We start from the raw sequence: 26,417 nt of genomic DNA, 5'->3' as shown, positions 1-26,417 counted from the left end.
ATATTGCGACCTATGCGACGTCGTCCATCCGCAACTGTAGGGGCGAATAATCATTCGCCCCCCCTATTCTTGCATCTCTGACGGACTAGCGATGGGCGCTGATGACGCACCAGTGGCTGGGCGAATGATTATTCGCCCCTACAGCGTCTAGCGCGCCACTACCCTATGCCTGGTACACCACCTGTCCCTTGACCACCGTGTACACCGCCTTCCCTTTCATCTTCCACCCCAGGAACGGCGAGTTCTTCGACTTCGACTCCAGCTTGGCCGCTTCGACCTGCCACTCCTTGGCCGGGTCGATGACGGTGACGTCGCCGACCGCGCCGACCCTCAAGGTGCCGCGATCGAGTCCTAGTATTTTCGCTGGGTTGCAGGACATCACCGAAACCAGCCCTTTAAGATCCAGCACCCCGTCCTCGACCAGCTTCAGCGAGAGCGGCAGGGAAGTTTCCAGGCCGACGATGCCGTTCAGCGCCGCGTTGAACTCGACGTCTTTCTCGTCCGGGTGGTGCGGAGCATGGTCGGTGGCGATGGCGTCGATGGTGCCGTCGGCGAGGGCTGCCTTCATGGCCGCCACGTCGGACTCGCCTCTCAAGGGAGGGTTCATCTTGGCGTTGGTGTTGTAGCCGCGCACCGCGTCGTCGGTCAGGGTGAAGTAGTGCGGTGCGGTCTCGCAGGTCACTTTCACGCCGCGGGCTTTCGCGTTGCGGATGATGCGCGCGGAACCGGCGGTGGAGATGTGGGCGATATGCACAGGGGCCGCAGCGAACTCGGCGAGGTAGACCTCGCGGGCTACCGCGATATCTTCGGCAGCCCAGGGGATCCCCTTGAGCCCGAGCTCGGTGGAGACGAACCCTTCGTTCATCACCCCCTCGCCCACCAGGGCGAGATCCTCGGAGTGCGAGATCACGGTGATGCCGATCCCCTTGGCGTACTCGAGGGCGCGGCGCATCAGTTCGGAGTTGCACACGGGCTTGCCGTCGTCGGAGACCGCAACGCAGCCGGCCTCTTTGAGGTCGCCCATCTCGGCCAGGCTGTCCCCCTTGCTCCCCTTGGTGATGGAGCCGATCGGGAACACGTTGACCAGTGCCTCGCTCTGGGCCTTGTTGACGACGTAGCAGGCAACCGCCTTGTTGTCGATCACCGGCGAAGTATTGGGCATGCAGGCGACCGAGGTGAAGCCGCCTGCCGCAGCGGCGCGGCTGCCGGTGGCGATGTCCTCTTTGTACTCGAGGCCCGGATCGCGCAGGTGCACGTGCATGTCGATCAGGCCCGGGGTGACCAGGAGCCCGGAGGCGTCGATGGTCTGGGTACCCTCCGGTGCCACGATCCCCTGCCCCAGCTCAAGAACCACTCCGTCGGCAATCAGCACATCCATGGTTTCGTCGATCCCCTGCGAAGGATCGATCACGCGCCCACCTTTTATCAGAAGATTCATGCAAACCTCCAAAAACAAGTTCTATGTTCCAGGTTCTACGTCTACGTTAAAAGCCAAGGCCTAGAGCGCAGGGTAGCACGGAGAACAGCCTCTCGATATTTCGTAAAAGGTTCGTCGTCCATGTCCCACGTAGAACGTAGAACATAGAACTTAAAACGGCCTCTACTCCACCGGCTCTCCGCCGCAGACGTGATACAGCATGGCCATCCTGACCGCCACGCCGTTCTCGACCTGCTTCATAATGGCGGATTGGTCGCAGTCGGCCACGCTGGAGGCGAGCTCGACGCCGCGGTTGATCGGGCCGGGATGCATGACGATGGCGTCTTTCTTGGCCAGGGCGAGCACTGCGGGGTTGAGGCCGAAGTAGCGGGAGTATTCGCGCATGCTGGGGAGCAGGGTCTTGCCCTGGCGCTCCAGCTGGATCCTGAGCATCATAACCACGTCGGCCTGGTCCACCGCCTCGCGCATGTCCTTGCAGACAGTCACGTTGCCCAGCCGCTCGATGCCGGGGGGCATCATGGTCGGCGGGCCGGCCAGGAAGACCTGCGCGCCCATGGTGGTGAGGCCGTAGATGTTGGATCGGGCCACGCGGCTGTGGGTGATGTCGCCGACGATCGCGACCTTCAAACCGGCCAGCTTGCCGAACTTCTGGCGCATGGTGAGCATGTCCAGAAGCCCCTGGGAGGGGTGCTCGTGCGCGCCGTCGCCGGCGTTGATCACGGAGCAGGAGACGCGCTTTGCGAGGTACTCGTGGGCACCGGAGACCGAATGACGCATCACGATGATGTCCGGTTTCATGGCGAGGATATTGGCGGCGGTGTCGGAGAGGGTCTCACCCTTGACCACGGAACTGGTGGACGCGGTGATGTTGACGGCGTCGGCGGATAACCGTTTGGCGGCAATCTCGAAGGAGGTACGGGTCCTGGTGGAAGCCTCGTAGAAAAGGTTGATCACCGTCTTGCCGCGCAGAGTCGGCACCTTCTTGATGTCCCGCTGGTTGATCTCGCTGAGATTGTCCGCCGTATCGAGGAGCAGTTCGATCTCCTCCTTGGTCAGATCCTTCAGGGCGATGATGTCTTTGTGCCTGAAACCCATGGTCCCCCCCAGAAACTAGTTTTGCGCCACGCACCGTTACGTGGCGCGTTGAAAACGATCAGACTAGATTGCAAGTGCTTCAAAAATCTACCCTCACCCGGCCTTCGGCCACCCTCTCCCGGAGGGCGAGGGCTTCACATCCCCCTTCTCCCGCCGGGAGAAGGTGCCCCGCAGGGGCGGATGAGGGCGGAGGTGTGAGGGCGAATGATTATTCGCCCCTACTTCTGCAGGATGACTTCCGTCGGCTTGTTGTCCGCGTCGAAGGCGACCATGATGTTCTCGCTGCGGCTGGTCGGCACGTTGCGCCCTACAAAGTCCGCCCGGATGGGCAGATCGCGGTGCCCGCGGTCCACCAGCACGGCAAGCTGAATGCAGGAGGGACGCCCCTGGTCGAAAATGGCGTCCATGGCGGCGCGGATGGTGCGCCCGGTGAAGAGGACGTCGTCAACCAGCACCACCTTTTTTCCTTCCACGGAGAAAGGAAGCTCGGTCTTGCCGACCGGCAGGTGCTCATGGTGCCCCTTGATGTCGTCGCGGTACATGGTGATGTCCACCGCCCCCACCGGGACCTCCACCCCCTCGATCTCGCTCAGGCGGGCGCCCAGCTCCTGGGCCAGGTGCACTCCGCCGGTCCTGATGCCGACCAGCACGAGCCCCTCGACTCCCTTGTTCTTCTCGAGCACCTCGTGGGCTATCCTGGTCAGGGCCCTTTTAACGCCGGTGCCGTCCAGTATCACAGTGTTTTCAGCCATAATAACCCCCTGTCATCGGCGTAAGCGCCTGTCGTGTAATGTTTTCGCCCCGCGCCCGCGGCGCGTAATTAAAAAGAGCCTTTCCGCGCAGATGGGCGAAAAGGCTCTTTCTTTAGATAGTAAAAGAGTGCTTTATGCTTCACCTTTGCTAACCTCACGGGGCTAATTTAAAAGGCATCGGATAAATTTGGTACAAAGTAGCATCGAGGCTTATCAGAGTCAAGGAAAACGAAGCCGGAAACAGGCACAATCCGATTAAGATTCGCTTATCATCAGGCAAGGCCGCTTCATGTGTTTCCCTCTGCGGTACCGATGCCAGCCCAGTATCACCCGGTGGGCTCTCATGCCCTCAACTCGCCCCCCCTCACCGTCCTTGCCATACCCGGGTCAAAATGCTATAAAGCCTGCACCGTTCTCGGAATAATGAAGACTTATTGCACGGCTCGGGCGGAATCCCGAACGCCTGCATGGGTACAAAGGAAGAAGTGATGTTGACAGGAAAGCAGAAAAGATTTCTCCGCGCGCTCGGCCACGGCCTGAAGCCGGTGATCCAGGTAGGCAAGAGCGACGTCAGCGAGGCGCTGATCAAGGAGACCGTGGAGGCGCTGGCCAGCCACGAGCTGATCAAGGTGAAGGTGCTGGAGAGCTGCCTCATGGACCGCCACAGTGTGGCCGAAGAGCTCTGCACCGCCTGCGGGGCGGAACTGGCGCAGGTGCTGGGACGCACCCTGCTGCTCTACAAGCAGGCCAAGGAGCCGAAGCTGGAGCTTCCCAAGGGAAAATAACCCGATCAGCCCGCCACCATGTAAAAAGCCTCCCCGACACACAGGGAGGCTTTTTACGTTTCCAGCCGGTTACGATCGCCCGCTACACACGCCGCATCCCCTCTCCCCCTGGGAGAGGGAGTAGCGGAAGATCATCTGCCGGCAGCTTTATTTGCAACAGCCCTAGCGCAGGCCGGACGCGTTGAACAGGGCCGAGTACTTCATATCGGTTCCCATGATGTGGTCCTGCAGCCAGCGTTTGAGGAATTCCAGGATCTCTGCGGTGAAGATGAGCCCCTGGTTGTCGACCCGGCTCTGCAGGTCCAGGGCCTTGGCGGCGAACTCATCGTGCTCTCTTTTGTGCGCCAGGAATTCGGGGTACTGGTACTTCTGCATGTAGGCCTCTTCCATCCGGAAATGGCTGGCCACATAGCTCACCATAGAGGCGATGATTTCCTTCTGCGCCTCCTTCCCCGCCCGCGCCATGTGCGCCTCGTGCAGCGAATTCAGCATGTCCACCAGGTTCTTGTGCTGGTCGTCGATCTCCTTTACCTTAACGCTCAGTGCATCACTCCATTCAAAATAAGCCATCCCATTCACCTCAACAGTATTGTTTTCCCTGAGCGCGTAATTATCACACCTTTTGTCTAAGGATCAAGTCGCGGATTCGCTATTTTTGTTTACAGAAGCGGTGCGGCCAATGCTACAGCTATACCCTCTCGTACGGCTCGAACAGCCTCTTGAACTCGTCCAGTGCGAACCGGTCGGTCATGCCTGCTATGTAGTCGCAGATCACCCGTTCACGTCCCTCGCGCTCCATCTTCAACTGGTGCTTCATGGGCAGCAGCGTCGGGTGTTTAAGGTACACCTCGAACAACTCGGCCAAATAGCGCTCGGCCTTGACCCGCATCCTCTCGACCTTGTAGTGGCGGTACAGGTTCTGGAACAGAAAGCGCTTTAACTGGGCGTTGCGCTCGGTCATGGCGGGGCTGAAACATACCACCGGGACGTTCACCCTTCTGAGGTCCTCCTGGGTCTCTATCTTCAGCTTGGCGAGGTTCTCCGCCGTGGTCTGCACCAGGTCGTTGATCAGCACGCCGATGAGGGCGCTCACGGTCTGGCACACGCCGCGCTCTACGTCGATGTCGGGGTAGCGTGCCACGATCCCCTCGTGCACCTCGTTCCAAAGGTCCACCTTCTTGAGCTGGCTCAGGTTGATGTAGCCGGACTTGAGGCCGTCGTCGATGTCGTGGTTGTTGTAAGCGATCTCGTCGGCAAAGTTTATAAGCTGCGCTTCGATGGTGGGAACCGTTCCGGGGAGAAACTCGGCGAAGATGGGGGCGGGGGAATCGTAGGGCGAGGAATGTTTCGCTATCCCTTCGCGCACCTCCCACGAAAGGTTGAGACCGTTGTAACCGGGATGGCGCTCCTCCAGTTCGTCCACCACCCTGAGCGACTGCAGGTTGTGCTCGAAGCCGCCACACCCCTCCATCAGGCGGTTGAGCACCTCCTCGCCGGTGTGGCCGAAGGGGGTGTGCCCCAGGTCGTGGGCCAGGGCCAGGGCCTCGGTCAACTCCTCGTTCAGGCCAAGCCGCCTCGCGATACCCTTTCCTATCTGGGCGACTTCCAGGGAGTGCGTGAGACGGGTGCGGTAATAATCCCCCTCGTGGTTAACGAAAACCTGGGTCTTGTACTCCAGGCGCCGGAAAGCGGCGCAGTGAATGATGCGGTCGCGATCACGTTCGAAGGCGGGACGGTTGTCCCTGAAATCCTCCTGGTATCTGCGCCCGCGGGATGTGGTGCTGGTGGCGGCATAGCCGGCCAGATCGCTGCGCTCCAAGGCATTCCCTTCTTTCATCCGCCCCCCTGCCAGTCAGTTAAAAGTAGGTAATTTATATACTGGTCGCCAGAGCTGTCAACAGCAAACTTGATTGACCTTATCAAGGCATCGTGCTAATAGAGCAGCTGGCGTGACAATGTCATACGTTACTGCCGCCTGATACGCTACATGGCATCCAGGCCTGCGCAGACAGGGAGTTGTTCTTTTTATGACATACCAACACCGGAGGTGGTCTTCATGCGGGTGATCGCTGGAACCGCCCGGGGCCGGCAGCTGCTGGCTCCGAAAAACCAGCGGGTACGCCCGACCGCCGACCGCGTCAAGGAGGCGCTCTTCAGCATTCTCGTGAGCCGCCTGGGCGACTTCTCCGGGATGCGGGTGCTGGATATCTTCGCCGGCACGGGGAACCTCGGCATCGAAGCCCTCAGCCGGGGTGCGGAAAGCGCCGTTTTCGTCGACTCACACCGGGAGTCCGCGGAGCTTATCCGCAAGAACCTCGAGGTCACCAGACTCGCGGAGCGGGCTAAAGTGGTGACCCAGGAGGCGGCAGCAGCGGCAAGATGGCTTTCCCGCAGCGAAGCTCCGTTCCACCTGGTGTTCCTCGACCCTCCCTACGCCGAGGGGCACACGCAACGATTGCTGGAGCTACTCTCGACGTCGCCGCTGATCGATGCCGGCACCACCGTGGTCGCCGAGTTCTCCGCCAAAGAGGATGTACCAACGCGTTTTGGCAGGCTGGTTGAAAGCGAGCGCCGCATCTACGGCGACACCGCCCTCTCCTTCCTGACCCTTTCAGATAGAGGTGAACCGTGCCCCTGAGAGTGGCTGTCTATCCCGGCTCCTTCGATCCCGTAACCTACGGCCATCTGGACATCATCGACCGTGCCCTGAAGATCTTTGACGGTGTGATCGTGGCGGTGGCCAGAAACTCGGAGAAGAACGCCCTTTTCACCGTCCAGGAACGGATCGACATGCTCTCCGAGATCCTCAGGGACCGTCCCCAGGCCAAGGTGGAAACCTTCGAGGGGCTTCTGGTCGACTACGTCCGTCGCGCCGGCGCCACCGTTGTAATCCGCGGCCTGAGGGCCGTTTCCGACTTCGAGTTCGAGTTCCAGCTGGCGCAGATGAACCGCAACATCACCCGCGAAGTGGAGACGCTGTTCATGATGACCTCGGTCCCCTACAGCTACCTCTCATCCTCCATCGTGAAAGAGGTAAGCCACCTGAACGGTCCGGTGGACAAACTGGTGCCGCCGCTGGTGAAGAGCGCCCTGGACGAGAAGTTCAGGCCGGGACGCTGACATGCACGGTTGTCAGAAAAAGGGGACAGGCTACTATTTCAGCGGGCTGCCGCACAGGGAAACGGGAAAAGTAGCCTGTCCCCTTTTTTTCAACAGGCGTCTGCGCACAGCAGCGCCTTTTTTATTACCCGCAGCAGGATAGTCGTCACGGGAGGCCATATGATCAGCAAGGACATGACCATCAGCGAAATCCTCAGGCGTTACCCGCAAACCCTCCCGGTCTTCGAGCGCTACGGGCTCGACTGCTACGACTGCCAGATCGCCGACTTCGAACAACTTGAGCACGGCGCCACCGTGCACAAGGCCGACCTCGCGGCCCTCCTCGAGGAGTTGAACAAGTGCATCGACTGAAGGGCCACCCGACACACCTGATTCCTCAACCGGCTTAGCGACGATCTTTCGCCCCCTCTCCCTGCGGGGTGCCCGAAGGGCGGGCGAGGGCCCTGCCGGCCGCCATCAGATTTTTCACCGGCTGGCAGACTCCCTCACCCTACCCTCTCCCAGAGGGAGAGGGGATGTCGCGTGTCCTGGGCTTAAACGCTTCCTCACCCTACCCCTCTCCTAGGGATAGGGGACCTCCTGCACCCTACCCTCAAGCACTTCCTCATCCTAGCCTCAGGCGCTCCCCCTGCCCCGTGGCGTCATCACCTCGAAAACTTATTCACCCACGTCCGCAGATACGGCCGCAGGGCCACATCGGAGGTATCAAAACCGTCCCGCCAATGACCGGCGGTTCGATATCAGTAAACGCGATTTTAAAACACGGTAAAAAGCCTTACCCCACCCCTTCCACCCCCTTGCATGGAGCCCACCTGACGTGCTACCTTCAGTCACCTCGCCACCTTACCGTAGACATTAATTTTTTCTTGTTTTTACTATTTAAATTGACTTTTTACCAAAACTGAATAATTTTAGCCGAAGTAAAACGGTGGATTATTCACCACAGGAGCAGCGTCATGTCAGAGTACAACATCGGGTCGAGACTGAAGAAACTGCGTCAGGCCCGGAAACTGACCCTGCAGGCGGTGGCCAACGAGACCGGTTTCTCCCCGGCCCTGATCTCGCAGATAGAGAACGACAACGTTTCCCCCCCGATAGCCACCCTCTCCAAGATCGCCAAGTTCTTCGACATCAAACTCGCCCAGCTGTTCAGCGAGGATGAGGACGATCGCAAGTTCGAGGTGGTGCGCGCGCACGAACGGCGTATCGTTCCCCGGGTCATCTCCAAGGAGGGGACCAAGCAGGGGTACTTCTACGAGTCCCTCTCCTTCTACAAGCAGAACAAGAAGATGGACGCTTTCATGGTCACCCTGACCGAAAAGGCGCCCGAGGCCAACACCTACAGCCATGACGGCGAGGAGTTCATCTACGTCATGAAAGGAAACGCGGATTTCCTCTTGGACGACAAGAAAATCACCCTGCACGAAGGGGATTCACTCTATTTCGAATCGAGCATCGGGCACCGGCTCCTGAGCCACGACGGCAAAGAGGTCAAGGTCCTGGTGGTCGTGACGAAGTAGATCACAGAGCAGTATGGATTCAATGGCGGGCAGCCGCTCATCCTATGGGTCAAAGGAGAACTAAATGAGCAAGAAATTAGGCGCACTTGACTACCACTCCAGCGGTAGAAAAGGGAAGATCGAAGTCATAGCCACGAAACCGTGCCAGACCGCGGCAGACCTGTCGCTTGCCTACTCTCCCGGGGTCGCGGAACCCTGCCTCGCCATCCAGCAGAACCCCGATGACGCCTACAAGTACACCGCCAAGGGGAACCTGGTGGCGGTCGTTTCCAACGGCACCGCGGTCCTTGGCCTTGGCAACCTGGGCGCGCTCGCAGGCAAGCCGGTCATGGAAGGGAAAGGGATCCTCTTCAAGCGCTTCGCCGACATCGACGTGTTCGACATCGAGTTGAACACCGAGAACCCGGACGAGATCATCAAGGCGGTCCAGCTCCTGGAGCCAACCTTCGGCGGCATCAACCTGGAGGACATCAAGGCGCCCGAGTGCTTCTACATCGAGGAAGAGCTCAAAAAGACCATGAACATCCCGGTCTTCCACGACGACCAGCACGGCACCGCCATCATCTCGTCGGCGGCGCTTCTGAACGCGCTGCAGCTCGTCGGCAAGAAGATCGAGGACATCAGGATCGTCGTGAACGGCGCCGGCGCCTCGGCCAACTCCTGCGCGAAGCTCGCCATCGCCCTGGGGGTCAAGCCCAACAACATGATCATGTGCGACACCAAGGGGGTCATCTACAAGGGACGGGTTGAAGGGATGAACCCCTACAAGGAACTCTTCGCCGCCGACACCAACTTCCGGACTCTCGAGGAGGCCGCAAAGGGCGCCGACGTCCTGTTCGGACTCTCCGCCAAGGGGGCCTTCACCCCCGAGATGATCCGCAGCATGGCGCCCAACCCGATCATCTTCGCCATGGCGAACCCCGACCCGGAGATCTCCCCGGAGGAAGCGCACGCGGTGCGCGGCGACGTGATCATCGCCACCGGCAGGAGCGACTATCCGAACCAGGTGAACAACGTGCTCGGCTTCCCCTTCATCTTCCGCGGGGCGCTCGACGTCCGTGCGACCGCCATCAACGAAGAGATGAAGCTCGCCGCGGTGCACGCGCTGGCGCGGCTCGCCCAGGAAGAGGTGCCGGATTCGGTCTCCAAGGCGTACGGCAACGAGAAGTTCACCTTCGGCCCGAACTACATCATCCCGAAACCGTTCGACCCGCGCGTCCTCCTGCACGTGGCCCCGGCCATCGCGCAGGCCGCCATGGACAGCGGCGTGGCGCGCCAGCCCATCGAGGACATGGCGAAGTACATCGAGCAGCTCGAATCGACCCAGGGACGCTCCAAAGAAGTCATGCGCATGATCATCAACAAGGCGAAGAGCGACCCGAAAAAGGTCGTCTTCCCCGAGGGTGACAACGAGAAGATCCTGCGCGCGGCCCAGACCCTGGTCGAGGAGGGGATCGCCCAGCCGATCCTCGTGGGGGACCGCAAGAAGATCCAGCAGAAGATGGACGACTTGAACCTCGACCTCGACGTCCCCATCGTCGACCCGACCGACTCCGAGCACACCGAGGAATACGCCCAGGAGCTCTACCGCAGGCGCCAGAGGAAAGGGCTCACCCTCACCGAGTGCCAGCGCATCATGCGCAGGAAATCCCGCGTGCAGTTCTCGACCATGATGGTGGCGCAGGGACATGCCGACACCCTCCTCGGGGGAATCGACACCCACTACCCGGAGACCATCCGCCCGGCGCTGCAGGTGCTCGGGAAACAGGCGGGGCTTTCCAGCGTCCACGGCCTTTACATGATGGTGTTCAAGAAAGAGGTCTACTTCCTCGCCGACACCACGGTGACCATCGACCCGACCGCGGAGGAGCTGGCTGAGACCGCCATCCTCGCCGCCGAGAAGGTCACCATGCTCGGCATCGAGCCGCGCATCGCCATGCTCTCCTTCTCCAACTTCGGCTCGGTGGACCACCCGCAGACCCGGAAGGTGAAGCGCGCCGTGGAACTGGTTAAGGAGCGCGCGCCCAACCTGATCGTCGAAGGCGAGATGCAGGCGGACACGGCCGTGGTCCCCGAGCTTTTGGACGGCTTCACCTTCTCCAAACTGAAGACCCCGGCGAACGTGCTGATCTTCCCGGACCTCAACTCCGGCAACATCTGCTACAAGCTCCTGCGCCGCCTGGGGGGCGCCGAGGCGATCGGCCCCATCCTCATGGGGATGAACAAGCCGGTACACGTGCTGCAGCGCGGCGACGACGTGCATGACGTGGTCAACATGGCCGCCATCGCGGTCGTGGACGTGCAGAACGCCTAGACAGGCGGCCTCCGTCCGTATACCGGGCGGAGGCCGCTTTTCCTTGACTTGAGTGGAGTTTCGGCTTAAAAAACCGTTTTGCACAGCAACCAACCCCAAGGAAACGGAGAACAATGACTCTTCTCGACAAAGTCCTGGACCATAACAAGAAATTCGTGAGACCCGGGGCGTTCCCTCCCCTTCCCAAGGACCCCAAGAAGCAGCTGGCCATCTTCACCTGCATGGACACGAGGCTCGTTGACTTCCTCGAGCCGGCCATGGGGATCAAGCGCGGCGACGCCAAGGTGATCAAGAACGCGGGCAACACCCTGGTCGACCCCAACGGCGGCGTGATCCGCAGCCTCGTGGCGGCCGTGTTCCTGCTCGGCGTGGAGGAGATCTTCGTGATCGGCCACAAGGATTGCGGCATGGGATCGGTGGACGTGGAGCAGCTCAAGGCGAAGATGGTTGAACGCGGCATCGATCCCGCGGCCATCGAGGGGCTCGACCCGGACCTCGGCCAGTGGGTGGGCGCCTTCAGCTGCCCGGAGGAGAACGTGGAGCGGGTCACCGGGATCATCCGCAACAGCCCCCTGATCCCCAAGGACGTTCCGGTGCACGGGCTGATCTTCTGCCCCAACGATGGCCATCTCGAAGTGGTGGTGCCGGGATACTAAAGCGTGGGCTTCTCCTTTGAAGCTCCCCTCACCAGTGTCATAGGCCCGTTACTCCAAAGTGGAGCAACGGGCCTTGTTTTTATCGCCCCCGCCCCGCCCTGAAGCAAGGATTTTTCCGACTGAACCAGCTCTTTTTTTGAGCTTGACAATGAATAGGGAAAGTCCATAAAGTGGTCGCGTGAAACGGCACGTCCTGCGCATATTGGGAGCACTGATACTGGTGGTGTCCCTCCTGACACTCAGTGGCGTGGCTGCCACCGCTGCCAGCTTCGCGCTGGATCAGCCGCACACGGAGTGCTGCGATACCGGAGGGGCTCATCCCGCCACCGGCGACGGCCACAGCTCCTCCCCCGACTGCCCCTGTTTCGCCTGCATCACCATGATCCTCCACGCGCCGGTGACCGTCGCCCGCGCGGCGATCGACGCGGAGGACCTGCCTCAATACCCGCCGCCGCGCAGCACACTGAGCGCTTTCGTGCGCAGCATAGACTACCCGCCCGAGTCGATCTGAGGTCCAGCGGACGTCTCATAACCTATCGGCCCCACAGCGACGGGAGCCTTACTCGCGTCACAGGCACAACAATTCATCAGGAGAATCAGCGTGAAAAAAATAGTATTCATCGCGGTAGCCCTCATCATCGGCGTGGCGCTGGCCGTCACGGTCAGCAAGGTCGGCGAGGTAAAAACCGTCACCGTGGGCGAGATCGGCAACAATCCCCAGATCTTCACCGAAACCATCACCCTTGCCGGCGTCATGGCAGGCTTCTCCCAGTACGACAAGGCGGTAATAGGCGTCATGGACCCCAAGGAGGCGGTGTGCAAGAGCGGCTGCGAGAAGGTCTATATCCCGGTCAAGTACCCGGCGCAGCCACCCAAGGTCGGGGATGAGATCAGGGCAACCGGAAAGTTCACCAAGTACCAGAGCGGTTACATGTTCATCGCCACCAAGCTGAAGGTGGTGAAACACCACAACCTCGGCAGCTGAAAGCGCGCCCGGGGCGGCGCCGCTCTCATGCGCTCTCCAACTAAAAAGCCTGTCCGGCGCGCCGGACAGGCTTTTTTTCGTTCAGGAGCTGGAGGCCGTTACAAGATGGAGGCCCCGAAGGCAGACGCCGTCAGCTCCACGGCGATCTTGGCGGTGCGGTTACTGTGATCGAGGATGGGGTTGATCTCCACGATGTCCATCGACCGTAAAAGGCCGGTGTCCGCGATGATCTCCATCAGCAACTGCGCCTCCCGGTAGGTGATCCCCCCAGGCGCCGTGGTTCCCACACCCGGGACCTCGAGCGGGTCCAGCCCGTCCAGGTCGAGACTCACGTGCAGGCGGGTGCGGTGCGCGAGCCGCCCCAGCGCCTCGTGCGCGATGGCCGCCATGCCCCGCTCGTCGATATCGCGCATGGTGTAGGCCTTGATGCCGGAGCCGCGCAGGCGCAGCTTCTCCTGGGGATCGAGCTCACGCAGGCCGATCAGGATGATGTCCGAGACATGCAGCTTCGCCCCGGGACGCCCCACGTTGACCAGTTCCGGGAACCCGTCCCCCAAAAGCGCCGCCAGCGCCATGCCATGGATGTTGCCGGTGATGCTGCTCTCGGGGGTGTTGTAATCGCCGTGGGCGTCGATCCAGATCACCGCCGTCGGCTGCTCGTCGGTCACCCCGCCGATGGAGCCCACCGCCATGGAGTGGTCCCCCCCCATGAAGATGGGCATGACCCCCTGGGTCACCGCGCTGCGCCCGGCCTGGTAGACCGTCTCGCAGACCTGCCGGATCGAGGGGAGGTAGCGCAGCTCCCGTTCGGCGCCCAGCACGTCGCGCACCGGTACGGGGAGGTTGCCGATGTCTTCCACGATGTACCCAAGTCCAGCCAGCCGCGCCGAAAGCCCCGCGTAACGCAGTGCGCCCGGCCCCAGATCCACGCCACGCTGTTCCTGCCCCAGATCTACCGGAACCCCTATCATCCTGATGCCGTTTTCCATGACTGTGCCTCTTCCCGATCAGCCTAGCTTCTTCAGGTGGTTCCAGAGATTCACCACGAAGTCCTGCGCGTTGGTCAAAAGCCCCACCGCCTGCGCGGAGCCGCGGTTGGCCAGCTTGTCCACGGAAAACTCGGCCATGTCCACCACGTAGAAATAAACCGGCCGCACCCGCCCGTCATTCTCCACCCGGTAGCTCGGCACCATGTTCCCGAAGGCGATGGAGTGCAGCTGCGTGGCGATGGCCAGCACCGTGGTGGCCTTCCTCGCATGGACCCGCATCGCATCCTGGGCCTGATACGCGTCGGGGATAACCTCCGGCAGCGGACCGTCGTCGCGGATGGAGCCGGCCAGCACGACCGGGATCTTCTTCCTGCTGCAGGCGTACATGATGCCGTCGTCGAGCCCGAGCTTCTCGATGGTCTGCGGGATACCTCCCGCCTGGCGCGCCTCGTTGATGATGTCCAGGTGGTTGTAGTGCCCCATGGGCATGATGGCCTGGGTGTAGATGTTCTGCCCGAGGCCGGTGCGGAAGCGGGCAGCCTCGAGGTCGTGGGTCGCGAGGGCGTTTCCGGCCAAGAGTGCGTGGCAGTACCCCGCCTCGATCAGCCCCTGCATGGCGTTGCGGCAGTCCATGTCGAAGGCCACCGCCGGGCCGAGCACCCAGACGATGTAGCCGTGGTCGCGGTCGTGCCGCAGCACCTGGTACAGCTCGTCGTAGGAGCGGGAAAAAGGCGTCTCCCTGGTGCCGCGGCTTCTGAATGAGAATTTGTCGGCGAACGGCTCCGCGAGGTTCAAAAACCCGCCGATGTGAAGATAGATCCCGTCCTCCCCGTTCTCGGTACGCCCGATCGCCACCTGGTCGCCCCGGCGTACGCGGCGCGGCTCGATCACGTCAAGCTCCTTGCCGCGCAGCACGATGACGCAGTCCATCCGGCTTTGCGGTGCGAGGAGCCACTCCCCACCCCCAAGGTGCACGTATTCGGGATGGTTGGAGGTGGCGTGGAAGTTCTCCGGCAGGACTCCGTCCGCGGGAGCCGGCACGAACTTCGCGGCGGGCGACGCGGCCAACTTGGGGCGACGGAAGTCGGGAGGGTTGTATGAAGGGATCACGTCGCTGTGAAGAGACATGGGACGCTCCTTTTATAATAAGGATTGATGAAGCATGGCCTTTGGTTGCGACTGGAAACTTTAGCATGCGTGCATCCGCTTACAACGTCAGGCACGCATTACTCTCGCCTTCTCTACGAGTTTACCAATTCAAGCTCAAGTTGGGAGGGTATCTACCGATAAAGAGACTATCGCTGCCTCCATAACCACTTTAGGCAGCTTTAAGGGGGAAAATGTTATGAATTTCTGGATGAACCTCAAAGTAAAAACCAAGAGCCTGTGCCTTGTGGCGATCGCCGTTGTCACGCTGATTGCCATTGCCGCCGCAAGCCTTCACAAGATGCGCGTCATGTCGGACGACCAGGAAGCGATGAACACATCCGTGATCCACGTGGGCATGTTGAACGACATGAAGAACGACCTCCTGGCCATCAGGCTGGACCTCGTCTACATGATGCTCCTCGAAGATCCTGCCCTCATCAAGGACAGGGCGGACGACCTGGAAAAAAGGAAGAAGCAGATCGAAGAAACCCAGGCCAAGTTCCTGAAGTACGACCTGGACCAAAACGAAAAGCGCCTGATCGGCCAGTTCAAGCAGGGGTACGAAGAGTACCTGGTGCAAGGGACCAAGTTGCAACAGATGACCCAGCAGAGCGTGGGCAACGCCCAAGCCCGCAAGGAAACGGTCGCCTTCGCGACCAGCTCGGTGGCGCCGCTCTACAAGAAACCCGCGGAGGCGATCAGCGATCTGGTGGCAGACAACGAAAAGAGCGCCAAGAGTCTCTACGAGCAGGACCTCGCGGCCTACCGCTCCTCCCAGATGTTCATGATCGGCCTCACCGCGCTGGCCGCGGTGTTACTGGCAGCGATCGGAGTGCTCATCGCCAACTCCATCAGCAGGCCGCTCAAGATGGTCTTCGACACCCTGGCCGAGGTGGCGGCTGGCGACCTCACCGCCCGCTCGAGTATCACGACCCGCGACGAAATGGGGATGCTGGCGGCGGAAGTGAACGAGATGGCGCAGAAGCTGAACGAGACCATGAACCAGGTGGTGACCAACAGCCTCCAGGTCGCCTCGGCGGCGAACGACCTGCACAGCACCTCCGAACAGATCGCCACCGGCGCCGAGGAGGTTGCGTCACAGACCAGCACCGTGGCGACCGCCAGCGAGGAGATGGCCGCCACCTCCGCCGACATCGCCCAGAGCTGCCACCGTGCCGCCGCCGGGGGTGAGCAGGCGACCGGCCGCGCCCAGGCCGGGCAGGCTGTCGTGGAGCAGACCGTGCAGGTTATGAACCGGATCGCGGCGCAGGTGCAGACCTCCGCAGCGACGGTGGCCGGGCTCGGCGAGCGCAGCGACCAGATCGGCGCCATCATCGGCACCATCGAGGACATCGCCGACCAGACCAACCTCCTGGCGCTGAACGCGGCCATCGAGGCGGCGCGGGCCGGGGAGCAGGGGCGCGGGTTCGCCGTAGTCGCCGACGAGGTCAGGGCTCTCGCCGAGCGCACCACCCGCGCGACCCGCGAGATCGGCGAGATGATCAAGTCGATCCAGAGTGAGACCCGTGAAGCCGTGGGAGCCATGGAGGAAGGCGTGCGCGAGGTAGAGAACGGCACCAGGGAGGCGGCCAAATCGGGTGAGTCCCTGCAGGAGATCTTGCGGCAGATCAGCGAGGTGACCGAGCAGGTGAACCAGATCGCCACCGCGGCAGAGGAGCAGACCGCGACCACGGGCGAGATCACCAACAACATCATGCAGATCACCGAGGTGGTGCAGGACACCTCGCGGGGTGCGCATACCTGCGCCAACGCCGCGAGCAACCTCGCGGCCCTCTCGAAGGACCTGCAGCGGCTGGTCGGTCAGTTCAAGCTGGCCTAGTCCGCAGTTCCTCCCACCGGGGGGGAGCGGGAGGGGGGCGTAGGATCCCCCTCCCCGCCCCTCCCCGTCCCCCAGTCCGCCGCGCGAGTTTTGAACCCCTTTTCCGCCGGAAACGTCCATCCCTCTTCACATGCGCCGCCCCCCCTCACCACCACCGCTAACTCCCGTTTACACCTAGAAACTCCTTTACAATTACCCCTTGGTTCTATATTATTCGCGAGTTAACCTCCGCGTGATAAAGGACAATATGGTACTCGAGCATATCCGCAATTTTTCCATCATCGCCCACATCGATCACGGCAAATCGACCATCGCCGACCGCCTTCTCGAATTCACCGGTGCCCTCTCCGCACGCGAGAAGCAGGACCAGTTCCTGGACAAGATGGACCTGGAGCGCGAACGCGGCATCACCATCAAGGCCCAGACCGTCCGTCTCAACTACCGGGCTGAGGACGGCAAGGACTACATACTCAACCTCATCGACACCCCGGGACACGTGGACTTCACTTACGAGGTATCCCGCTCCTTGACCGCATGCGAAGGGGGGCTCCTCGTGGTCGACGCCTCGCAGGGGGTGGAAGCGCAGACGCTCGCCAACGTCTACCTCGCCCTGGACGCGAACCTCGAGGTCTTCGTGGTGCTGAACAAGATCGACCTCCCCGCCGCCGAACCGGAGCGGGTCAAGGCTGAGATCGAGGAGATCATCGGCCTCGACACCCACGACGCCGTCCTCGCCAGCGCCAAGGAAGGGATCGGCACCAAGGAGATCCTCGAAGAGATCGTCAAGAAGATCCCGCCGCCGCAGGGTGACCCGAACAAGCCGCTCAAGGCGCTCCTGTTCGACTCGTGGTACGACCAGTACCAGGGGGTCATCATCCTGGTGCGCATCGTCGACGGCACCATCAAAAAGGGCGACAAGATCCAGCTCATGTCCAACCGTAAGTCCTACGAGGTCCTGAAGGCCGGCGTCTTCGCCCCGGACATGCGCGAGAGCGCCGCCCTCACCGCCGGCGAGGTCGGTTTCATCATCGCGGGGATCAGGGAAGTCGCCGACGCCAAGGTTGGCGATACCGTCACGCTGCTGCACAACCCCTGCGACGGCGCCCTCCCCGGCTACAAGGAAGTGAAGCCCATGGTGTTCTCCGGGCTCTACCCGATCGACACCTCTCAGTACGAGAGCCTGCGCGACGCGCTGGCGAAGCTCAAGCTGAACGATTCCTCCTTCTCGTACGACCCGGAAACCTCCCTCGCGCTCGGCTTCGGCTTCCGCTGCGGCTTCCTCGGTCTCTTGCACATGGAGATCATCCAGGAGCGCCTGGAGCGCGAGTTCAACCTCGAACTGATCACCACCGCCCCCACCGTCGTGTACCGCGTGCACGGCACCGACGGCAACATGGTCCACATCCAGAGCGCGAACCAGCTCCCGCCGACCCAGGAGATCGCCTACGTCGAGGAGCCGTTCATCCTCGCCTCCATCCACGTCCCCAACGAGTTCGTGGGGGGGATCCTGGCACTTTGCGAGGAGAAGCGCGGCGTGCAGCGCGAGATCAAGTACCTGACCCCGACCCGCGTCATGGTGGTGTACGAGTTGCCGCTGAACGAGGTGGTACTCGACTTCTACGACCGCCTGAAGTCCATCACCAAGGGGTACGCGTCGCTCGACTACGAGCTTTTGGACTACCGCCAGAGCGAACTGGTGCGTCTCAACATCATGATCAACGGCGAGGTGGTCGACGCCCTGTCGCTGATCATCCACAAGGACAAGGCGTACTACCGCGGCCGGGAGCTGGTCTCCAAGATGAAGGAACTGATCCCGCGCCAGATGTTCGAGATCGCCATCCAGGCGGCGGTCGGCACCAAGGTCATCGCCCGCGAGACGGTGAAGGCCATGAGGAAGGATGTTCTTGCCAAGTGCTACGGCGGGGACATCACCAGAAAGCGCAAGCTCCTGGAGAAGCAGAAAGAAGGGAAGAAGCGCATGAAGAACGTGGGCAACGTGGAACTGCCGCAAGAGGCGTTTTTGGCGATCCTGAAAGTCGAAGGGTAGCCGCAACCAAGGTCGGCTCACGCCCTCCCATCTCCCCAAAAGGAAGCAACAGCACATGGAAGATTACAAGAACGTCTGCGAAGATAAACCCGCCGAGCCGGCAAAAGAGGTGAAGCCGGTCAAGGCCAAACACATCGTCCGCGAGTACGTCGAGTCGATCATCATCGCGGTGCTCTTGGCCATGGTCATCCGCACCTTCGTCGTGCAGGCATTCAAGATCCCCTCCGGCTCCATGGAGGATACCCTGGCGATCGGCGACCATCTGCTGGTCAACAAGTTCATCTACGGCACCAGGATCCCCGGGATGGACGGGCGCATCCTCAAGATCCGGGACCCCAGGCAGGGCGACGTCATCGTCTTTGAGTATCCGGAGGACCCGACCAAGGACTTCATCAAACGCGTCATCGGGGTCCCCGGCGACGTGGTCGAGGTGAAGAACAAGCGTGTCTACGTGAACGGCAAGCTCTACGCCAACCCGCACGAGGTGCACAAGGAGCCGGACACCGTTCCCAAGGAGTACAACCCGAGGGACTTCAAGGATCCCGTCACCGTCCCCGCCGGCTCCTACTTCGTCATGGGCGACAACCGTGACCGTTCCTACGACAGCCGCTTCTGGGGTTTCGTGAAGAACGACAAGATCAAGGGGCTCGCCTTCATCAAGTACTGGTCCTGGGACAAGGACAAGATGCGGCCGCGCTTCAACGCCATTGGCAAGCTGATAGACTAAACGGCCGTTCTACGTTCCAGGTTCGACGGTCCAGGTTCTACGTTTCAACCTCTTTCTCGAAAAGGGCTCTCTGCATCAGGGAGCCCTTTTCTTTTGCAGCCATCCTCTCGCACATGAAAAGACCAAAGGCAGGGCGAATAATTATTCGCCCCTACAGGACAGAAAATAGGACAGCCAAAACGACAAAAGCCCCTGCCGCGCATGCGGTCAGGGGCTTTTGTTACGTAAACGTAGAACTTAGAACCTGGAACTGAAGTGAATTTACGCCAGGTCCTGCACACCCTTGTAGATGATGTCGAAGAGCTCCGGTATGTCCTGCTCCGCGATGCAGGAGAAGGCGATACGGAGGTCGGTCTTGGTGGTGGAAATGGCACCGACACCATACTTGTCCAGCAGATGCACGCGCAGCTTCTCGGCATCGACGGTCTTCAGTTTGAGGCACATGAAGTAGCCGGAGTTGAACGGATAGTAATCCCAGGCCTTGTCGTACTTGCCGCTGTTCAAAACTTCCTTGGTCTTCAGCGCGCGACCCTTCATGATCTCGAACTTCTCCTCCTTCTGCTTCAAGAAGTCGGGGGAGCGCAGCGCCTCGATGACGAAGGTCTGGGAGGGGTGCGGGCAGTTGGAGATGCGGGCACGGATGATGCCCATAGCCTTCTTCTCCAGGGCGGTCATGACCGGCGCGTTCTCGTAGTCGTTGCCGTCGGCGAAGGTGATGAAGCCGGTGCGGAAGCCCCAGACGAACTCCTCCTTGGTGGCGCCGTCCAGCTTGACCGCGAGGATGCGCGGGTGGAGGTTCGCCAGCTTGCCGAAGAGCGATTCCTTGAGGCTGTCCTCGTAGAAGAGACCGAAGTAGGCGTCGTCGGTGATGGCAACCACGTTGCAGCCCCCATCGGCAACCTCCTTGATGGCGGCGACCAGGGCGTCACCCTCGGCGACGGTCGGGGTGTAGCCACTCGGGTTGTTCGGGAAGTTCAAGAGCACGATGACCTTCCCCTTCTCCTCGGCGGAGTTCTGCAGGGTGGCCTTGAAGGCGTCCACGTCGTAGCCGCCGTTGGCGGTGAAGGTCGGGTACTTCTTGACGATCGCGCCGCTGCAGGTGCCGAAGGTGAGGTTGTAGTTGCCCCAGAGCATGTCCGGCAGGATCAGGTGATCCCCCTTGTCGACGAACATGTCGGCGACGATGGAGAGACCGTGGGTGAGCGCGTTGGTGACGATGGGGCTGCTGAAATGCTTGCCGACCTGGCTCGGGTTCTCACGCAGCATCTTCTCGCGCCACAGGGCGCGCAGTTCCGGCTTGCCTGCCGGCGGCGCGTACGGGAAGATGTCCTTCGGGTCGAAGGAGGAGAGCTTGTCCTGGATGCAGGAGAGGTACATCGGGCCGCCGTTCTCGGTGGCGATGCCGATGGTGGCGTTGAACTTGGTAGCTTTTTCTTTGGCTTCAGCCGACTGGGTAAGGATGCCCTTGGGGAAGAAGAGGTTCTTGCCGAGATCCGACAGCATCTCCAGAACATGGGGGCTGTGCTGGGCTAGAGACTCGTTTAACTCTGCGGCTAATGGATTCATCAAATTCCTCCTGAAGCTTAATGTGATATGCCCGGGGGCAGGACCGATGAGATTAGGAAGTAATAGACTGGCCATTAAAACCCGTGGCCAGGCAGTTGTCAACGCTTAATGTGAGGATGCGGGGCGATGTTTTCATCTTTGAACAAAAAGCAGGTGGGAGAGGCGTTAAGCGCGGGCAAGGGGCGAATGATTATTCGCCCCTACAGAGACCGCATCGTTTTGGCCAACGATATCACCCCTGTAGGGGCAATAATTATTTGCCCAGCCACCGGTGCCCGAAGGAAGGATCCCCTATCCAGCAACCGGATGTGCCCTACCGTTCGAGCAGCATCTCCATGAGCTTGTACCCAGGCTCCACCTGGAGCCCGGTCGCCGCGGCGGCGATCTCGTCGTAGCCGGCCACGCCGCTCTTCTCCTTCTCCTCTCCGGCGTAGATCACGAAGGGAACGGGATCGGAGCTGTGGGTCATCAGGGCGATCGGGGTGGGATGGTCGGGAGCGCAGAGGATGCGGTACTCGCCGAACTGCTTCACCCCCCGGAGCACCGCCCCCACCACTTTCTCGTCGAAGAGCTCGATGGCCTTGATCTTGTCGGCTAGCTTGCCGGAGTGCGACGCCTCGTCGGGAGCCTCGACGTGCACGAACACGAAGTCATGCTCCTTGAGCGCGTCGATGGCGGCCTGGGCCTTGCCGTCGAAATTGGTGTCGAGGTAGCCGGTGGCGCCCGGGACGTTGATGATGTCGAGACCGGCGTAGACGCCGATCCCCTTGATGAGGTCGACCGCGGAGATCACGGCGCCGGAGAGGCCGTAGCGCGCGCCGAAGGTGTCCATGGCGGGAGCCTTGCCGTGTCCCCAGAGCCAGATGGAGTTGGCCGGCACCTCGCCGTTGGCCGCGCGGCGCTTGTACTGCGGGTGGTTGTGGAAGATCATCTGCGAGGAGTTCATGAGATAGATGAGCTTGTCGGCGCCCTCGCCGGACGGCATGTGTTCGGTGATGGATTGCCCGGAGATGTCGTGGGGCGGGGTCATCTTGATCTGCGTCCTGCCGCCGTGCCATACCATGAGGTGACGGTAGCTGACACCGGGGTGGAAGGAGAATTCCTCGTTGCCCAGCTGGCGCTGCAGTTCCTCGACCAGTTCACGCCCGTCGGCGCTGGAGATGTGGCCGGCGGAGTAATCCTCCATGATCAGCTTCCCCCCGCGAGCCTCCAGGTGCACCAGGTTGAGGCGGAAGGCGACGTCGTCGGGGCCCAGCGACACGCCCATGCTGGCAGCCTCCAGTGGGGAGCGGCCGGTGTAGCAGTCGACGGGGTTGTAGCCGAACATGGAGAGGTTGGCGACGTCCGAGCCGGGAGCGTACCCCTGCGGCACGGTGTGGGCGAGCCCCAGCGTTCCCCGTCGCGCCATGAAATCCATGTTGGGCGTCTTTGCCGCCTGCAGCGGCGTTTTCCCTTCCAAAGCCCCGACCGGCTGGTCCGACATCCCGTCTCCGAGCAACACAACGTACTTCATAGCATCCATCCTTTATCAGTAATCTGTGGTTAGAGTGAAACACAATCTGTCACGCAAAGCCGCCAAGGCGCAAAGGGTGAAACGTTTTAGAATCACTAGCTTCTCTATGTGCCTTTGCGCCTTTGCGGCTTTGCGTGAGGCGCTTTGTTTATCCCCTCGGGTGCGCCTTCTCGTGCAGCCTTTTCAGCCGCTCCCTGGTCACGTGGGTGTAGATCTGCGTCGTGGAGAGATCGGCGTGCCCGAGCATGATCTGCACGCTCCTCAAATCCGCTCCGTTCTCCAGCAGGTGCGTGGCGAAAGAGTGGCGCAGGGTGTGCGGCGAGATGCCGCTTCGAACGCCCGCCTGCAGCGCCCTCTTCTTGATGATGTTCCAAAAGGCCTGCCGGGTCATCCCCTCGCCGAGCCGGCTCAGAAAGAGCAGCGGCGAACACTTCTGCTTCAACAGCTCCTGGCGCGCCTGCTCCAGGTACTCCCCCACCGCGCGGCAGGCCCCCTCCCCCATCGGTACCAGCCGCTCCTTGTCCCCCTTGCCGATGGTCATCAGGTACCCGGCGTCGATGTTGACGTCCCCGGTCTTCAGCCCCACCAGCTCGGAAACGCGCAACCCGGTGGCGTAGAGAAGTTCCAGCATCGCCTTGTCGCGCAGCTCGATGGCGCCGGTGTCCAGCGGCGAGGATAAAAGCGCCTCCACCTCGCGCGAGCTGAGCACGCTGGGAAGTTTCTGAAGCCCCTTGGGCGCCTCCACGATCGAGGTCGGGTTCACCTCGCAGTACCCCTCGCGCACCAGGAAGCGGTGCAGCATCCTGAGCGCGGAAAGCGCCCGGGCGCGGCTTCGCGGCGAGATCCCCTCCCCTTTGAGCCTGGCGAGATACCCGGAGACGTCGCTTGCCTTCACCTGCCCGGGTTCCCGCTCGCCGAGGTAGGCGAGGTAGCGGGTCAGATCCCTGCTGTAGGCCGCCACCGTGTTGGCGGCAGCTCCCTTCTCCACCACGAGGTAGTTCAGAAACAGGTCGAGGTAGCGGTCCACTACCCGTCCACGGCGGCGAGGAGTTCCTTGCGGATCTCCTCGAGCTTCCCCGGCTCCGAGATCTTCTGCCCGAAGATGTTCTTCACATAGAACACGTCGGCGACCTGGTCGACCTTGGTCGAGATCTTGGACACGCCGATGTAGAGCCCGAGTCTCGTCAGCGTGCTGGTGATGCTGTACAAAAGCCCCACCTTGTCGTGGGCGTAGATGTCGATGACCGTGTAATCGGAAGAGACCTCGTTGTCGATCTCCACCCGCGCCGGCACGGTCGGTTTCGCCTTCTCGGTGAGGATGCTGGGACGGTGCCTCTTCGCCACCAGCTGCCCGACACGGACCTTGCCTTCCAGCACCTGCCTCAGATCGGCCTCCAGCCGCGCCCAGCGGCTCTCCTCGGTGATCACGAACCCCTGCGGCGAGTTCACCTGCAGGATGTCCAGCACCTTCTCGTTGGTGTTGGTGTGGATCTGGGCGCCGAGGATGTTCATGCCGTTGGCCGCCATAACCCCGGTGATCATGGAGAAGAGCCCCGGTATGTCGTAGGTGCAGATGGTGCAGTTGGTGTACCCCCTGTCCACCTCGTGGGACATCTGCAGCACCAACAATTTCTTGGGCATCTCGAGCAGCGTGCGCACATGCCCGGAGAGGACCTCGGGGGTGTAGGAGAGCAGGTGCCTGGTGGTGAGCGCCTGCAACTCGTCCTTGATGAGCTGCCCCGGGTAGTCATCCACCAACAGGTCGAAGACGGTCCTCTTGACGCGGCGCACCCGGTCCCCGGACGCCTCCAGCTTGAAGTCGCCGCGTTCCAGCACCTGGAAGGCCTTCTCGTAAAGCTCCTGCAGCAAAAGTGCCTTCCACTCGGTCCAGACCTCCGGCCCCACCGCCTTGATGTCGGCGTAGGTCAGAAGGTAGAGCATCTTCAGGTTCTCGCTCTTCTCCATCTGGCGCGCGAACTGGATGATCATCCGCTCGTCGTGCAGGTCGCGGCGCTGGGCTATGTGGGCCAGGAGGAGGTGCTGCCGAACCAGGAACTGCAGCCGTTCGGAATCTTCCTTGATGAGCCCCATGCGGCGCGCGATGGTCTTGGTCAGCTCGGCGCCCACCTCCGCGTGTCCGCCCCCTCCCCCCTTGCCGATGTCGTGAAACAGAACGGCGAGGAGCAAAAGCCAGCGTTTGTCGATCTCCATGGCGAGCTGGGTCAGAAGCGGCAAGGTATCCTTGTGCTCGCCGCGCCAGAGTTTCGCGATCTCTTCCACCGCGAACAGTGTGTGGGTGTCGACCGTGTAGATATGGTAGACGTCGTGCTGCACCTTGCAGTAGATCCGCTCGAACTCCGGGATGAAGCGGATCAGAAAACCGAGGTGGTGCATCTGCTGCAGGGTGGCGTAAACCTTTTTCTCGGACTGGAGGATGTTGATGAAGCTGGCGTTGGCTTCCTTGGAGCGGCGGAACTTGTCGTTCACCAGCTCCAGATTGTTGCGGATCAGGGTCTTCGTGGCGAGGCTGAGCGCCACCCCCTGCTTCTGGGCGTGCTCGAAGATCTTGATGAGCCGCACCGGGTCCTTGGCGATCACGGTCTCGTCCGGGACCACCAGTTCTCCCTTCATGACGTAGAAGCCGTCCCCCACCGGGCGGCGGGTGAAGTACCCAAGGATCTTGCGGGCGGAGTCCTCGCGCTGGCTGCACTTGGTGATGAGAAGCGAGCTGAAATGCTCGACGCGATTGGCGTGAAGGTAGAAATCCTGCATGAACTGCTCGACGGCGAGGGTCTTCCCCTTGTCCTCGTAGCCGAAGAAGCGTGCGATGGTGGTCTGGGCCTCGAAGGTGAGCTGGTCGTTCTTCCTTCCGGCCAGGTAGTGCAGTTCGTTCCTGATGCGCCAGAGGTAGGAAAGCGAGCTGTAGTACATCCCCAGCTCCTCCTCGGAGAGCACCCCCTTGATCACGAGTTCGCGCGGCTCGTCCACCTTGTACTTGATCTTGGCGACCCACATCGCGGTGTGCAGGTCCCTCAGGCACCCCTCGCCTTCCTTGATGTTGGGTTCCAGGATGTAGACGCTGGAACCGTACTTCTCGCGCCGCTTCCTCAATTCCTCGAGCTTCTCGTTGATGAAGGAGTCACTTCGCTTGGCGAGCACCTGGGTCACCATCACCTTCTTCAGCTCGCCGAAGAGGTGTTCGCTCCCGGTCAAAAGGCGCGCATCCAGAAGGGCCGTCTTGACGGTGATGTCGTTGGCCGCCATATCGATGCAATCTGCGATGGTGCGTACCGAGTAGCCGACGTCAAGGCGCAGGTCCCACAGGAAATAGAGCAGGCGGTTCGCCGCCTCCTCCACCACCTTGGAGTCCTTACCGCTATACAGAAACAGCAGGTCCAGGTCGGAATACGGGTTCAACTCGCGCCGCCCGTACCCCCCCACCGCGATGAGGGCGAGCTGCCCGGACTTGTGCATCTTCAGGTCGTCGGAAAGCGCCGTGAAAAGGCGCGTGACGAGGGCGTCGGTCATCGCGGTGATGGACTGCACCACGGAGATGCCGTCCTCCCCTTCACGGTGCGAGCGCTTGGACTCCTCGCGAAAATGCTCCAGGAATTCCCGCGCCGCGGCGAGGTAGGCGCCGCGCTTCTCCTCGAAGCTCTTGCCGTCCCCCTTCATCGCCTCCGACAGGTATGCGTTTATGTTGAGGCGCATCACTCTTCCTTGGCGATACGCACCACCTGCAGGACACCCGGGAAGGCCTTGATGTCCGATTCGGGAAGGGTTTCGGTGTCGCCGATGACGCCGATGATGACCCGGTTCGCGCCGGTGGACTGGTGGATGTCGAAGCCGCGCTCGATGAGGTACGACTTGATCTCTTCCTGGGCCTTTTCGTCGGCCGTCTTACGCATAACGATGAGCACC

Annotated in this window: 24 protein-coding genes; 12 read left to right on the top strand and 12 right to left on the bottom strand. The window is 61.4% G+C overall.

Going from position 1 to position 26,417, the window contains the following annotated elements; all coding sequences use genetic code 11:
- Positions 1-163: 163 nt before the first annotated feature.
- From KP001_RS04025 to pyrR, 3 genes are all read right to left on the bottom strand, one after another.
- A complete protein-coding gene (locus KP001_RS04025) occupies positions 164-1,438 on the bottom strand; it encodes a dihydroorotase (RefSeq protein ID WP_217288292.1) in 1,275 nt (424 codons plus the stop codon).
- A gap of 162 nt (positions 1,439-1,600) precedes the next feature.
- Entirely contained in the window at positions 1,601-2,533 is a 933-nt protein-coding gene (locus KP001_RS04020) for an aspartate carbamoyltransferase catalytic subunit (protein ID WP_217288291.1), read from the bottom strand.
- A 218-nt stretch (positions 2,534-2,751) separates the two neighbouring features.
- Entirely contained in the window at positions 2,752-3,285 is a 534-nt protein-coding gene (pyrR, locus tag KP001_RS04015; protein ID WP_216499051.1) for a bifunctional pyr operon transcriptional regulator/uracil phosphoribosyltransferase PyrR, read from the bottom strand.
- A 488-nt stretch (positions 3,286-3,773) separates the two neighbouring features.
- Between pyrR and yhbY the strand changes: the two genes are divergently transcribed.
- Positions 3,774-4,070, top strand: coding sequence for a ribosome assembly RNA-binding protein YhbY (gene yhbY, locus KP001_RS04010; RefSeq protein ID WP_217288290.1), 297 nt, complete (start codon positions 3,774-3,776; stop codon positions 4,068-4,070).
- A gap of 162 nt (positions 4,071-4,232) precedes the next feature.
- On the opposite strand, the gene KP001_RS04005 is transcribed toward yhbY, so the two are convergent.
- Both KP001_RS04005 and KP001_RS04000 read right to left on the bottom strand, forming a co-directional pair.
- Complete coding sequence (locus KP001_RS04005) at positions 4,233-4,640, bottom strand: bacteriohemerythrin (RefSeq protein ID WP_217288289.1); 408 nt, start codon at positions 4,638-4,640, stop codon at positions 4,233-4,235.
- 118 nt (positions 4,641-4,758) lie between these two features.
- Complete coding sequence (locus KP001_RS04000) at positions 4,759-5,907, bottom strand: deoxyguanosinetriphosphate triphosphohydrolase (protein WP_217288288.1); 1,149 nt, start codon at positions 5,905-5,907, stop codon at positions 4,759-4,761.
- A gap of 219 nt (positions 5,908-6,126) precedes the next feature.
- On the opposite strand from KP001_RS04000, the gene rsmD reads away from it, so the two are divergent.
- The 8 genes from rsmD to KP001_RS03960 all read left to right on the top strand — a co-directional run bounded on the left by rsmD (position 6,127) and on the right by KP001_RS03960 (position 12,665).
- Positions 6,127-6,708: a 16S rRNA (guanine(966)-N(2))-methyltransferase RsmD gene (gene rsmD, locus KP001_RS03995; protein ID WP_217288287.1), complete on the top strand. Its 582-nt coding sequence runs from the start codon at positions 6,127-6,129 to the stop codon at positions 6,706-6,708.
- Positions 6,699-7,190, top strand: coding sequence for a pantetheine-phosphate adenylyltransferase (gene coaD / locus KP001_RS03990; protein WP_217288286.1), 492 nt, complete (start codon positions 6,699-6,701; stop codon positions 7,188-7,190). Before rsmD ends, coaD begins: the two co-directional genes overlap by 10 nt.
- Positions 7,191-7,349: 159 nt before the next feature.
- Complete coding sequence (locus tag KP001_RS03985) at positions 7,350-7,541, top strand: DUF1858 domain-containing protein (protein ID WP_217288285.1); 192 nt, start codon at positions 7,350-7,352, stop codon at positions 7,539-7,541.
- A gap of 605 nt (positions 7,542-8,146) precedes the next feature.
- The gene (locus KP001_RS03980; protein WP_216510614.1) at positions 8,147-8,710 is read left to right on the top strand and encodes a helix-turn-helix domain-containing protein; all 564 of its coding nucleotides are present in this window, start codon (positions 8,147-8,149) and stop codon (positions 8,708-8,710) included.
- A gap of 64 nt (positions 8,711-8,774) precedes the next feature.
- On the top strand, positions 8,775-11,024 hold the full coding sequence (locus KP001_RS03975; protein ID WP_217288284.1) for an NADP-dependent malic enzyme: 2,250 nt from the start codon (positions 8,775-8,777) through the stop codon (positions 11,022-11,024).
- A gap of 113 nt (positions 11,025-11,137) precedes the next feature.
- A complete protein-coding gene (locus KP001_RS03970; RefSeq protein ID WP_217288283.1) occupies positions 11,138-11,680 on the top strand; it encodes a beta-class carbonic anhydrase in 543 nt (180 codons plus the stop codon).
- Positions 11,681-11,858: 178 nt separating this feature from the next.
- A complete protein-coding gene (locus KP001_RS03965; RefSeq protein ID WP_217288282.1) occupies positions 11,859-12,191 on the top strand; it encodes a hypothetical protein in 333 nt (110 codons plus the stop codon).
- A gap of 90 nt (positions 12,192-12,281) precedes the next feature.
- Complete coding sequence (locus KP001_RS03960) at positions 12,282-12,665, top strand: hypothetical protein (protein WP_217288281.1); 384 nt, start codon at positions 12,282-12,284, stop codon at positions 12,663-12,665.
- 98 nt (positions 12,666-12,763) lie between these two features.
- On the opposite strand, the gene rocF is transcribed toward KP001_RS03960, so the two are convergent.
- Together rocF and KP001_RS03950 are read right to left on the bottom strand one after the other, a co-directional pair.
- On the bottom strand, positions 12,764-13,654 hold the full coding sequence (gene rocF / locus KP001_RS03955; protein ID WP_217288280.1) for an arginase: 891 nt from the start codon (positions 13,652-13,654) through the stop codon (positions 12,764-12,766).
- 18 nt (positions 13,655-13,672) lie between these two features.
- Positions 13,673-14,782: a putative NPN-dependent ornithine cyclodeaminase gene (locus KP001_RS03950; protein WP_217288279.1), complete on the bottom strand. Its 1,110-nt coding sequence runs from the start codon at positions 14,780-14,782 to the stop codon at positions 13,673-13,675.
- A gap of 217 nt (positions 14,783-14,999) precedes the next feature.
- On the opposite strand from KP001_RS03950, the gene KP001_RS03945 reads away from it, so the two are divergent.
- From KP001_RS03945 to lepB, 3 genes are all read left to right on the top strand, one after another.
- Positions 15,000-16,643 (top strand): methyl-accepting chemotaxis protein, encoded by a 1,644-nt coding sequence (locus KP001_RS03945; RefSeq protein ID WP_217288278.1) that lies wholly within the window; start codon positions 15,000-15,002, stop codon positions 16,641-16,643.
- A gap of 247 nt (positions 16,644-16,890) precedes the next feature.
- Positions 16,891-18,690, top strand: coding sequence for a translation elongation factor 4 (gene lepA, locus KP001_RS03940; protein WP_217288277.1), 1,800 nt, complete (start codon positions 16,891-16,893; stop codon positions 18,688-18,690).
- Positions 18,691-18,745: 55 nt separating this feature from the next.
- Positions 18,746-19,417 carry a signal peptidase I gene (gene lepB, locus KP001_RS03935; RefSeq protein ID WP_217288276.1) on the top strand — a complete coding sequence of 224 codons (672 nt, stop codon included), beginning with the start codon at positions 18,746-18,748 and terminating at the stop codon, positions 19,415-19,417.
- Positions 19,418-19,678: 261 nt separating this feature from the next.
- On the opposite strand, the gene KP001_RS03930 is transcribed toward lepB, so the two are convergent.
- The 5 genes from KP001_RS03930 to KP001_RS03910 form a co-directional block, all read right to left on the bottom strand.
- Positions 19,679-20,983 (bottom strand): aminotransferase class I/II-fold pyridoxal phosphate-dependent enzyme, encoded by a 1,305-nt coding sequence (locus tag KP001_RS03930; RefSeq protein WP_217288275.1) that lies wholly within the window; start codon positions 20,981-20,983, stop codon positions 19,679-19,681.
- 313 nt (positions 20,984-21,296) lie between these two features.
- Positions 21,297-22,496: a cofactor-independent phosphoglycerate mutase gene (locus KP001_RS03925; protein WP_217288274.1), complete on the bottom strand. Its 1,200-nt coding sequence runs from the start codon at positions 22,494-22,496 to the stop codon at positions 21,297-21,299.
- Between the two features lie 148 nt (positions 22,497-22,644).
- The gene (gene xerD, locus KP001_RS03920) at positions 22,645-23,523 is read right to left on the bottom strand and encodes a site-specific tyrosine recombinase XerD (protein ID WP_217288273.1); all 879 of its coding nucleotides are present in this window, start codon (positions 23,521-23,523) and stop codon (positions 22,645-22,647) included.
- A complete protein-coding gene (glnD, locus tag KP001_RS03915) occupies positions 23,523-26,207 on the bottom strand; it encodes a [protein-PII] uridylyltransferase (protein WP_217288272.1) in 2,685 nt (894 codons plus the stop codon). Before glnD ends, xerD begins: the two co-directional genes overlap by 1 nt.
- The gene (locus tag KP001_RS03910; protein ID WP_199395951.1) at positions 26,207-26,416 is read right to left on the bottom strand and encodes a hypothetical protein; all 210 of its coding nucleotides are present in this window, start codon (positions 26,414-26,416) and stop codon (positions 26,207-26,209) included. Before KP001_RS03910 ends, glnD begins: the two co-directional genes overlap by 1 nt.
- Position 26,417 lies beyond the last annotated feature (1 nt).

It is taken from the genome of Geomonas subterranea (genome assembly GCF_019063845.1).
GTDB classification, from domain to species: Bacteria; Desulfobacterota; Desulfuromonadia; order Geobacterales; family Geobacteraceae; genus Geomonas; species Geomonas subterranea.
The sequence above is the reverse complement of the archived record's forward strand: the minus strand, read 5'-3'. Positions and strand labels throughout refer to the sequence as shown.

Excerpts from the sequence above, each read along its gene's own strand:
- lepA (WP_217288277.1), top strand. The coding sequence starts at position 16,891 with ATGGTACTCGAGCATATCCGCAATTTTTCCATCATCGCCCACATCGAT.
- KP001_RS04005 (WP_217288289.1), bottom strand. The coding sequence starts at position 4,640 with ATGGCTTATTTTGAATGGAGTGATGCACTGAGCGTTAAGGTAAAGGAG.
- KP001_RS03980 (WP_216510614.1), top strand. The coding sequence starts at position 8,147 with ATGTCAGAGTACAACATCGGGTCGAGACTGAAGAAACTGCGTCAGGCC.
- KP001_RS03985 (WP_217288285.1), top strand. The coding sequence starts at position 7,350 with ATGATCAGCAAGGACATGACCATCAGCGAAATCCTCAGGCGTTACCCG.
- KP001_RS03970 (WP_217288283.1), top strand. The coding sequence starts at position 11,138 with ATGACTCTTCTCGACAAAGTCCTGGACCATAACAAGAAATTCGTGAGA.
- glnD (WP_217288272.1), bottom strand. The coding sequence starts at position 26,207 with ATGCGCCTCAACATAAACGCATACCTGTCGGAGGCGATGAAGGGGGAC.
- rsmD (WP_217288287.1), top strand. The coding sequence starts at position 6,127 with ATGCGGGTGATCGCTGGAACCGCCCGGGGCCGGCAGCTGCTGGCTCCG.
- KP001_RS03975 (WP_217288284.1), top strand. The coding sequence starts at position 8,775 with ATGAGCAAGAAATTAGGCGCACTTGACTACCACTCCAGCGGTAGAAAA.
- yhbY (WP_217288290.1), top strand. The coding sequence starts at position 3,774 with ATGTTGACAGGAAAGCAGAAAAGATTTCTCCGCGCGCTCGGCCACGGC.
- KP001_RS03930 (WP_217288275.1), bottom strand. The coding sequence starts at position 20,983 with ATGAATCCATTAGCCGCAGAGTTAAACGAGTCTCTAGCCCAGCACAGC.
- KP001_RS04020 (WP_217288291.1), bottom strand. The coding sequence starts at position 2,533 with ATGGGTTTCAGGCACAAAGACATCATCGCCCTGAAGGATCTGACCAAG.
- pyrR (WP_216499051.1), bottom strand. The coding sequence starts at position 3,285 with ATGGCTGAAAACACTGTGATACTGGACGGCACCGGCGTTAAAAGGGCC.
- KP001_RS03925 (WP_217288274.1), bottom strand. The coding sequence starts at position 22,496 with ATGAAGTACGTTGTGTTGCTCGGAGACGGGATGTCGGACCAGCCGGTC.
- KP001_RS04025 (WP_217288292.1), bottom strand. The coding sequence starts at position 1,438 with ATGAATCTTCTGATAAAAGGTGGGCGCGTGATCGATCCTTCGCAGGGG.
- KP001_RS04000 (WP_217288288.1), bottom strand. The coding sequence starts at position 5,907 with ATGAAAGAAGGGAATGCCTTGGAGCGCAGCGATCTGGCCGGCTATGCC.
- KP001_RS03945 (WP_217288278.1), top strand. The coding sequence starts at position 15,000 with ATGAATTTCTGGATGAACCTCAAAGTAAAAACCAAGAGCCTGTGCCTT.
- lepB (WP_217288276.1), top strand. The coding sequence starts at position 18,746 with ATGGAAGATTACAAGAACGTCTGCGAAGATAAACCCGCCGAGCCGGCA.
- rocF (WP_217288280.1), bottom strand. The coding sequence starts at position 13,654 with ATGGAAAACGGCATCAGGATGATAGGGGTTCCGGTAGATCTGGGGCAG.
- KP001_RS03950 (WP_217288279.1), bottom strand. The coding sequence starts at position 14,782 with ATGTCTCTTCACAGCGACGTGATCCCTTCATACAACCCTCCCGACTTC.